Here is an 8,875-nt window from a genome sequence, read left to right as displayed (position 1 = left end):
AGCGGAACGTTTAGAACAAGAGCGCATTGCTGCTGAAAAAGCACAAGCGGAGCGCTTAGAGCAAGAACGTATCGCGGCAGAGAAAGCAGAAGCGGAACGTTTAGAGCAAGAGCGTATCGCGGCAGAAAAAGCAGAAGCGGAACGTTTAGAGCAAGAGCGTATCGCGGCAGAAAAAGCACAAGCAGAGCGTTTAGAGCAAGAGAAAGCTGCTCAAGCCGCTGCTGAAAAACCTAAGAAAGAAGGTTTCTTTGCACGTCTTAAAAAAGGTCTATTAAAAACTCGCGTTAATATCGGTTCTGGTTTTGCGTCTATATTTAGCGGTAAGAAAATTGACGATGAGTTATTTGAAGAACTAGAAACACAATTACTGACAGCCGATTTAGGTGTTGATACAACAATGAAGTTGATTGATAACCTAACCGATGCAGCCGATCGTAAGCAGTTAAAAGATGGCGATGCTTTATACGAGTTAATGAAGCAAGAAATGGCAAGTATGCTTAAAACCGCTGAGCAGCCGTTGGTTGTAAGCGGTGAGAAAAAGCCATTTGTTATCTTAATGGTGGGTGTAAATGGTGTAGGTAAAACCACCACGATTGGTAAATTAGCGAAGCAGTTCCAAAACGAAGGTAAGTCAGTGATGCTTGCTGCGGGTGATACCTTCCGTGCTGCAGCGGTTGAACAGCTGCAAGTATGGGGTGAGCGTAATAGCATTCCTGTGATTGCTCAACATACAGGTGCAGACAGTGCGTCAGTGGTTTTTGATGCATTTCAGGCGGCAAAAGCCCGTAATGTTGACGTGTTAATCGCCGATACAGCAGGGCGCTTGCAAAATAAAGATAACCTAATGCAAGAGCTTGAAAAAATTGCCCGTGTAATGAAGAAAATTGACCCAGATGCACCGCATGAAGTTATGTTAACTATTGATGCAGGTACAGGTCAAAACGCAATTAGCCAAGTTAAATTATTTAATGAATGTGTTGGTTTAACGGGCATTACTTTATCTAAACTAGATGGTACCGCTAAAGGTGGTGTGATTTTCGCCGTTGCAGATAAATTTAATATCCCAATTCGTTACATCGGTGTTGGTGAAGGTATTGATGATTTACGTACTTTTAATAGTAGTGACTTTATTGATGCACTATTTAGCCAAGACGAGGATGACGCATAATTAACTAAAGGGAGCTTGCTCCCTTTTTCGCTGCAAGATGATTGATAACTAAAATGATAAATTTTCAGCAAGTCAGTAAAACATACCCAGGCGGCCATCGTGCCCTTGAAAAAGTCAGCTTTCATATCAAGCCTGGCGAACTGGCCTTTTTAACCGGGCACAGTGGTGCAGGTAAAAGTACCCTATTGAAGCTTATTAGCTTGATGGAGCGCCCATCGGCAGGGCAGGTGCTTATTAATGGTGTTGATTTGAATGCGGTTAAATCACGCCAGATCCCTTATGTACGCCGCGATATTGGTATCATCTTTCAGAATCACCGCTTACTAGAACGTTACTCTGTGTTTGATAATGTTGCCTTACCTTTAATTATTGAAGGCACGCACCACAAGCAAATAGCTAAACGTGTTCACGGTGCGCTTGATAAAGTTGGGTTACTTGATAAAGCGAAGTGTAATCCAGCAACCTTATCAGGTGGTGAGCAGCAGCGTGTTGGTATTGCTCGTGCTATCGTCAATTCACCGCCAATTCTATTAGCTGATGAGCCAACCGGTAACTTAGACCCTGAGCTTTCAATGGACATATTACGTTTATTCGAAGACTTTAATAATCATGGCACAACCGTACTGATTGCAACCCATGACATTGGCTTAATTGCGCGTATGCGTTATCGCAGCCTAACACTGAAAGATGGCCGTATGATTGACGATCCGTTAGCTGAGGGGGCACTATGAGTTTATTGTTTAAAAGCCGCAACAGCCAAAACGAACGTCAGAAAAAGTCATTTTTAGCAGCGCCTTATTTCTTCTTTATTAATCTTATTCGTCAAGGTGTGCATAGCTTAGGTGAAATGTGGCGAACACCTCTTGCTTCATTGATGACCATTGCCGTATTAGGATTAAGCTTAACGCTGCCAGCGACACTTTATTTAGTGGTTAAAAATGTCTCGCAAGTAAGCACTGGCTTTGAAGATGCAGCAGAGATTTCGTTGTTCGTAAAAGAAACTATGAGCGAACAACAAACACAAACCTTAGTTAAGCGTTTAGCACTCTACCCTGAAGTAGATAAAGTGGAGTTTGTATCAAAGGGCGACGCCCTCACTGAATTTAAACAAGTATCAGGATTTGGCCAAGCACTTGAATATTTAGATGCGAACCCGTTACCAGATGTTGTTATTGTTACACCGACAGCACGATACCGTCAGCCAAATACAGCAAAGCAATTACTGCAAAAGCTTGAAGCCGAAAGAGAAGTTGATTTTGGTAAACTCGATATTGCTTGGCTTGAGCGATTAAATGCACTTTTAAGTTTATTAAAAGAAAGCGTGATCACCATTGCTCTACTATTATTAACCTCCGTCACCCTGATCATTGGTAATACTATCCGCTTATCAATCATGGATAAGAAAGATGAAATTCAAGTGATGAAGTTAGTAGGGGCGACAAACACCTTTATTCATGCGCCATTTTTATGGACAGGGATTTGGTACGGTATTATTGGCGGTTTGTTCTCTTTTATTTGTGTTGCATTAATGATGTGGTGGCTTGGTGCTGCTGTAAGTGATGTTGCGGGTGTTTATGAAACCAGCTTTGACTTAATTGGTTTAACACTCTCAGAGTTTGGCATTTTAGTCGCGCTTGCAACAGGCTTAGGATTTGTTGGTTCTTACCTATCAGTTAACCGCTACATAAAAGAAATTGAACCCGATAAAGTGTAATACCAATCGACTTAAGAATTTAACCAATCTAGCGAGCTAAATAAAGCGCTAACTGCGTTATAAATTTTTCATGTAGAACTACTATATGTCAAAATATATGCCTTGTTATCACTTCATTTATCTGTCGCTATAATTGGTCAGTAACTTAACACGATTGGTATGAATTTTTTGTTACACTGCTCTTTTAGCGATAAATAGTAGTCGCTGTTAATTTATCAAAATATCACTCCAAGCTAGAATTCATCGCTTATTCAGCGTGTTAGCGTAGACTAAAAATAGATACAAAAACCACTTGATTTGAACTTTAAAAAAGTTTTTAATTGAAGTTAGCACTCTCGCTTAAAGAGTGCTAAGATGGTTTCAAATGTTTATCACTGAGGTGAAAAATGAGTAAAGATTTATACGCAATGGCACTTACTGCAGGTCAACAGAGCGCAAGTATGGACGGCTACCTTCAAGCGGTTAGCACTATTCCTATGCTTGATGCAGAGAAAGAAAAGCAGTTGGCGACACGTCTTCAGGAAGAAGGTGATCTTGAAGCTGCGAAGCAACTCATTATGTCGCATCTACGCTTTGTTGCTCATATTGCGAAAAGCTATTCAGGTTATGGCTTACCGCAAGCTGATTTAATTCAGGAAGGTAACATTGGTCTGATGAAAGCGGTAAAACGTTTCGACCCAAGTGTAGGTGTTCGCTTAGTTTCATTCGCAGTACACTGGATCAAAGCCGAAATTCATGAATACGTACTTAAAAACTGGCGTATCGTGAAAGTTGCAACAACAAAAGCGCAACGTAAATTATTCTTCAACCTACGTAAAAACAAAAAGCGTTTAGGTTGGTTTAACCAAGCAGAGGTTAGCACCGTTGCTAATGAGCTAGGTGTAAGTGAAAAAGAAGTACGTGAGATGGAATCACGTATGAGTGGTCAAGATATGGGCTTTGACTTAACGGGCGACGACAATGACGACGCACCGACAAGCACATACTCGCCAGTACAGTATTTAACAGATGGCAGTGCTGACCTTGCTGATGATATCGAAGAACAGCAATGGCAAGAACAGTCTCATGCACGTTTATTCAGCGCGTTAAAAACCCTTGATGAGCGCTCACAAGACATCGTAAGTGCGCGTTGGTTAGCTGACGACAAAGCAACACTGCAAGAGCTTGCTGAAAAGTATAACGTTTCTGCAGAGCGTGTTCGCCAGCTAGAAAAAACAGCGATGAAAAAGCTGCAATCAGCAATGAGCTAATAGCAATCGCTATAGCAAACCATCTTTAGTAGACTACAAAGCCTCGCAAATGCGGGGCTTTTTGTTTTAAAGGACGCGGTATGTCACAGATTGATTATCAACAAGTATTAGATGAAATCACAAGAGAAGTTCAACCATTACTGAGCCAAGGTAAGGTTGCTGATTATATTCCTGCGCTTGCAGAGGTTGAGCCAAACCAGTTCGCTATTGCGATTCATACAGTGGATGGGCAAACCTATTGTGCGGGTGATTGTGGTGCGCGATTCACGATTCAATCTGTGTCTAAGGTAATGACCTTAACCTTAGCACTTCAACGTTATGGTGATGAGCTGTGGCAACGAGTTGGTAAAGAGCCTTCAGGCACTGCTTTTAACTCTCTTACACAGCTTGAATTTGAACAAGGCATACCACGCAACCCGTTCATCAACGCTGGTGCGATTGTTACCTGTGATGCTTTATATAGCCGTTTATCTGCACCGATGCATTCAATGCTTGAGTCATTTCGTCAGTTATCAGGGAATGCTCAGGTTGTTATTGATAAGAAAGTGGCAAATTCTGAGTATGAGTTTCGTCATCGTAATGCCGCGATGGCGCATCTAATGAAGTCATTCGGCAACTTTAATAATGAAGTGGATGATGTGTTATGGGCCTATTTTAACTTCTGTGCTATTGAACTGAACTGCGTAGAATTAGCAAAAGCTTACAATTACCTTGCTAATCAAGGCAAAGATGCCAACGGCAATAAAGTGTTGAGTGCAAGGCAAAATAAACAACTAAACTCGTTATTGTTTACCAGTGGTTTATACGATGCTGCAGGGGATTTTGGCTACCGAGTTGGCATGCCGGGTAAGTCAGGGGTGTCGGGTACCATATTAGCTGTGCTACCGAATCAATTTACTGTGGCTGTTTGGGCACCAAGACTTAACTCGTATGGTAATTCAGTGGCTGGGATAGCGGCCCTTGAGCGTTTATCCCAGAAACTGGATATTTCGATTTTTTAGTGGAGATTACTGATCCCAGTAAACTTGCTCTAAACAATCTTCACGTTCAGGTAAACCACGCGATAAACGTGGCGAATGCTGAACAAGTACTTCATAACTTGCACGGTTAGCGTATTTACTAATTTGTGCAAGCGATGAATACGTCATAGCAGGCTGCTGATGTTTCGCTGAGTTTGCCACATTAAGTTTGTGATAAACGTTTGCTGATAAGTCATGCAGTACCGCAGCTAGCGCACAATCGCCCGCACCATTGGTATTTTTAATGCTGTCTGGACCACCCATAAACGGTGCGGTGTGGCTGTATGCACGAATTGGGTGTTGGCAGTCCTCTTTACGCATTGCGCGCGAAAATTCATAACGGTTAAAGTCAGCAATAGCGCCTGGCAAGAGCGGGTACTCTGTCTCACGCTTGAAAGATTCGTCTACGTAACCTGCCATAAACAAGCCTTTTTCGCCGGCCGTACAAATAACTAAATCAGTCCAGTCTAGTGCTTTGTCAGCAGCTAAAAGTGGATCTTCGAAGCCAGTGATAGCTAAACCTTCTTCTTCGTTCATCGCAAGAATGTCGACATGCTTTTTGACAAACTCTGCCCACCAAGTTGGGTCTTGTTCAATCAAGAACTTAGTACCGAGTGTTAAAACCACAGGCACACCCGCATCATTGGCATATTTCACTGCCTGCATGGTAGCTTCAGTCATGGTTTCATCACCTTGCGTACGCATTAAGTATGCGCTGATCACCAATGCTGAAGAGTTCTCGATGAGTTCTTTATCGATAGATTCAGGACGAAGGTGATTCATAAGTCCTGCGCTGATCGCGAAAGTACGTTCACCGGTTTCGTCAATAAGAGTAAAACAGCGACCAATTGGGCCATCGACAGGTTGAAGATAATCAAGATCAACGCGGCTAGAGGTATTACATAAAAAACGATATGCATAGCTGCCGATTTTGATATTTTCACTCATTACCCCTAACAGCACCGAGCGGTCATCAGCTAGGGTTGAGTAGTTGTGCATGGTGTTACCCACCGTACCACCGGCAAACTCATAGTCGATCATGTTGTCGAGTTTCAGTCTGTCGTATAACGCATTGGTAATATCGCTATCGATCACTTGCGACATGCCACGGCGCAATTGAAATTCATCTAGGAAAGCTTGATCAACTTTCGCTTCAATATCCACCACAATTTGGTCGATACCCGTAATATAACTACGTTGTAGTCGTTCGGTTGAGTTAAGTTGATTTGTTAGTGGATCTTTGGCTTCCACCGGAAAATAATGTTTATGCCTGCGGCGTCCAGGAAATTTCATTTGCTACCCGTGTTGTAAGCTAAATAAAAAAAGCGCGAGATTATAGCGCAATATGGGTCCATTGAGCCATGAAAAAGCCGCTAAAATTTGCGTTAATTTTTTAGTGTAGCAGTATTTATTGCCCTTTTTATTTACTAACTAGGTATAATTACTCACAGTTTTACAAGATTTGTGTGATATATGAGCGAACAATTTAGCGACGAGTATTGGATGGAAAAAGCATTAAACTACGCCAATGAAGCGGCTGCGATTAATGAAATTCCGGTTGGTGCTGTGCTGGTAAAAGACAATCAACAGATATCTTATGGCTATAACCGCTCAATTACCGATAAAGATCCATCTGCTCATGCTGAAATGATGGCAATCCGCGAAGCAGGTAAAGTACTTAATAATTATCGACTAATAGATTGCACCTTATATGTAACGTTAGAGCCCTGTTCGATGTGCGCAGGCTTGTTGGTTCATAGTCGTATAAAGCGACTAGTGTTTGGTGCCAAAGATGCAAAAACGGGATCGGCAGGATCAATTATGAATTTGCTACAAGAACCCAGACTTAATCACCAAGTTGAAGTAACCAGCGATGTTATGGGGGAGCAGTGTGGGGCGGTGATATCTCAGTTTTTTAAGCGTCGTAGAGAAGAGAAAAAGGCGGCAAAGCTGGCAGCTCGCAACGCCTAGTTATACAACCGGCGTTGCAGGAATTTGAGCTTCCATTAACTGCATCGCAAATAAGCGGCGACGCCAAATAACTTTTTTATGCGTGTTACGCAGCATGATACGACGGCGTGTCGCTGTCGAGTAAATAACATTACGCTTGAACTTATGTGTCTTGCGTCTTCTTTTTAACATGTGTGCTCCTTAAGTGAGAGTAAAGCATGGCATGGTCCATTCCATTTCTACTAGAAGATAATGATCATTTGATGACAAGTAAACAGATTTCGGTGCTTGAAGTTAGTTGTTTTCTGACTTCTGTTGCTCTGTGTTGCTTTGTTGAGTGTTGTCGCTTGGTTTTATTTCGCTCGCCTCTGTTGCAGGTTTTGCTTCTTCAGCGGTTTGTTGCTCGATCTCGGGATCCTCAATTGCATCATTTTCGTCAAGCCAAACCAAGGCATCGTAATAACGACGAATGTTATCAACATACTGTACAGCAACATCGCCCCGAGCATAACCATATTTGGTTTTACGGTAATAACGTTTTTTAATTAAAAGCGGTAAGCGTTTTTTTACATCAGCCCATTTGTCGGGGCTTGCCCCTTCTTGTTCGGTAATAATCCGCGCGTCATTGACGTGTCCCCAGCCGACATTGTAAGACGCTAAGGCAAACCAGGTTCGATCGGGTTGCGGAATACGGTCTGGAATGCGAGAAATTAATTGTTCTAAATACTCAGCCCCCCCTTTGATATTTTGCTCTGGAGCTAGGCGGTTGCTTACACCAACATGTTTTGCCGTTGCTTGAGTGAGCATCATTATGCCACGCACACCCGTTGGTGACTTCGCTTTTGGGTTCCACATTGATTCTTGGTAGCTCAGCGCGGCGAGTAGTCGCCAATCTATGTTACCTGCGTATTGCTCGAACCAAGGTTGGTACTTAGGTAAAGTGTCTTTTATTGCTTCGATATACGCTAGCGTATTCACATAATTGAATTGGCGAACATGACCGAAGTATTTTTCTTCTAGCACATAAAGCTGGTTGCTTTGTTTTACATCGCCAAAAAATGGCACCATTAAGGCATATAATGAGTCGTCACCATCTTTTCTAAGTAGCCAAGCGATAGGGTCATTGCGGGTAACCGAGAAACCTATACTCAAATTTGGGTGATAGCGGCGAAATAGTGATAGGGTGTGTGAATCTGCTAAGGTGTAATCAATTTCACCGTCGATGACAGCTTGTAAAAGCTCTTCTTCATCCATGTCTTCTGTTTCGTTCCAGCTAAGTTCTGGATTGAGCTGTTTTAATTGTTGTAGTGCCAGCGAGTGACTGCTTTTGGCTAGAACAGTCAGGTTGCCTGTTAAATCTGCAAACTCACGTGGTCTATTACGGCCTTGTTTATAAACTAGTTTTTGGCTAATGCTACGATAGGTGGGGCCAAACCGATAATGCTCAGCACGAATTGTATTATAGGTAAGACCCGAGGCAATAAGATCTAAATCACCACTTTCTAAACGCGCAAACATATCGGAGAGATTGAAAAAAGGCACCATTTCGAGTTCAACGCCAACATAGTCAGCAAATTCTTGCGCTAACTCATATTCAAAGCCTTGCACACCTTGTGGTGCTTGATAGTAATTACTCGCGCCAGCTAATGTGCCGACTCTAATTTTGTTCTGTGCCTTGATATGTGCAAGCTGCGAAGATTGCTGTTGCATATCGCACGCACATAACATGAGCACTAAACTAAAAATAGCGAGTAACTTTTGCATAGATTATAAA

9 protein-coding genes are annotated in these 8,875 nt (G+C 42.4%); 6 read left to right on the top strand and 3 right to left on the bottom strand.

What is annotated here, in order from left to right; translation table 11 throughout:
- The 5 genes from ftsY to glsB all read left to right on the top strand — a co-directional run.
- Nucleotides 1-1,168, top strand: a 1,168-nt coding sequence (ftsY, locus tag CWC28_RS07685) for a signal recognition particle-docking protein FtsY (RefSeq protein ID WP_138624958.1), incomplete at its 5' end; no start/stop codon positions are given.
- A 53-nt stretch (nucleotides 1,169-1,221) separates the two neighbouring features.
- Nucleotides 1,222-1,899, top strand: a complete 678-nt coding sequence (ftsE, locus tag CWC28_RS07680) for a cell division ATP-binding protein FtsE (protein WP_054560978.1) — start codon at nucleotides 1,222-1,224, stop codon at nucleotides 1,897-1,899.
- Complete coding sequence (ftsX, locus tag CWC28_RS07675) at nucleotides 1,896-2,882, top strand: permease-like cell division protein FtsX (RefSeq protein WP_063703040.1); 987 nt, start codon at nucleotides 1,896-1,898, stop codon at nucleotides 2,880-2,882. The genes ftsE and ftsX overlap by 4 nt, the downstream gene beginning before the upstream one ends.
- A gap of 386 nt (nucleotides 2,883-3,268) precedes the next feature.
- Nucleotides 3,269-4,132, top strand: coding sequence for an RNA polymerase sigma factor RpoH (rpoH, locus tag CWC28_RS07670; protein WP_054551048.1), 864 nt, complete (start codon nucleotides 3,269-3,271; stop codon nucleotides 4,130-4,132).
- A gap of 80 nt (nucleotides 4,133-4,212) precedes the next feature.
- On the top strand, nucleotides 4,213-5,133 hold the full coding sequence (glsB, locus tag CWC28_RS07665; RefSeq protein WP_105181308.1) for a glutaminase B: 921 nt from the start codon (nucleotides 4,213-4,215) through the stop codon (nucleotides 5,131-5,133).
- Nucleotides 5,134-5,139: 6 nt separating this feature from the next.
- Here the strand turns inward: glsB and CWC28_RS07660 are convergent, their stop codons facing one another.
- A complete protein-coding gene (locus CWC28_RS07660; RefSeq protein ID WP_063703044.1) occupies nucleotides 5,140-6,444 on the bottom strand; it encodes an inosine/guanosine kinase in 1,305 nt (434 codons plus the stop codon).
- Between the two features lie 180 nt (nucleotides 6,445-6,624).
- Here CWC28_RS07660 and tadA point away from each other — a divergent pair, with 180 nt between their 5' ends.
- Nucleotides 6,625-7,122 (top strand): tRNA adenosine(34) deaminase TadA, encoded by a 498-nt coding sequence (gene tadA, locus CWC28_RS07655; protein ID WP_138624957.1) that lies wholly within the window; start codon nucleotides 6,625-6,627, stop codon nucleotides 7,120-7,122.
- Here tadA and CWC28_RS21910 read toward each other — a convergent pair whose 3' ends face one another.
- Both CWC28_RS21910 and mltF read right to left on the bottom strand, forming a co-directional pair.
- On the bottom strand, nucleotides 7,123-7,293 hold the full coding sequence (locus CWC28_RS21910; RefSeq protein ID WP_167350237.1) for a hypothetical protein: 171 nt from the start codon (nucleotides 7,291-7,293) through the stop codon (nucleotides 7,123-7,125).
- Nucleotides 7,294-7,395: 102 nt separating this feature from the next.
- Nucleotides 7,396-8,865, bottom strand: a complete 1,470-nt coding sequence (mltF, locus tag CWC28_RS07650; RefSeq protein WP_138624956.1) for a membrane-bound lytic murein transglycosylase MltF — start codon at nucleotides 8,863-8,865, stop codon at nucleotides 7,396-7,398.
- Between the last annotated feature and the right edge of the window lie 10 nt (nucleotides 8,866-8,875).

This window comes from Pseudoalteromonas sp. S4492 (assembly GCF_005886115.1).
GTDB lineage: Bacteria > Pseudomonadota > Gammaproteobacteria > Enterobacterales > Alteromonadaceae > Pseudoalteromonas > Pseudoalteromonas gelatinilytica.
The sequence above is the reverse complement of the archived record's forward strand: the minus strand, read 5'-3'. Positions and strand labels throughout refer to the sequence as shown.

What these genes read in the sequence shown, in the direction of transcription:
- ftsE (WP_054560978.1), top strand. Translation starts at nt 1,222, where the DNA reads ATGATAAATTTTCAGCAAGTCAGTAAAACATACCCAGGCGGCCATCGT.
- ftsX (WP_063703040.1), top strand. Translation starts at nt 1,896, where the DNA reads ATGAGTTTATTGTTTAAAAGCCGCAACAGCCAAAACGAACGTCAGAAA.
- rpoH (WP_054551048.1), top strand. Translation starts at nt 3,269, where the DNA reads ATGAGTAAAGATTTATACGCAATGGCACTTACTGCAGGTCAACAGAGC.
- glsB (WP_105181308.1), top strand. Translation starts at nt 4,213, where the DNA reads ATGTCACAGATTGATTATCAACAAGTATTAGATGAAATCACAAGAGAA.
- CWC28_RS07660 (WP_063703044.1), bottom strand. Translation starts at nt 6,444, where the DNA reads ATGAAATTTCCTGGACGCCGCAGGCATAAACATTATTTTCCGGTGGAA.
- tadA (WP_138624957.1), top strand. Translation starts at nt 6,625, where the DNA reads ATGAGCGAACAATTTAGCGACGAGTATTGGATGGAAAAAGCATTAAAC.
- CWC28_RS21910 (WP_167350237.1), bottom strand. Translation starts at nt 7,293, where the DNA reads ATGTTAAAAAGAAGACGCAAGACACATAAGTTCAAGCGTAATGTTATT.
- mltF (WP_138624956.1), bottom strand. Translation starts at nt 8,865, where the DNA reads ATGCAAAAGTTACTCGCTATTTTTAGTTTAGTGCTCATGTTATGTGCG.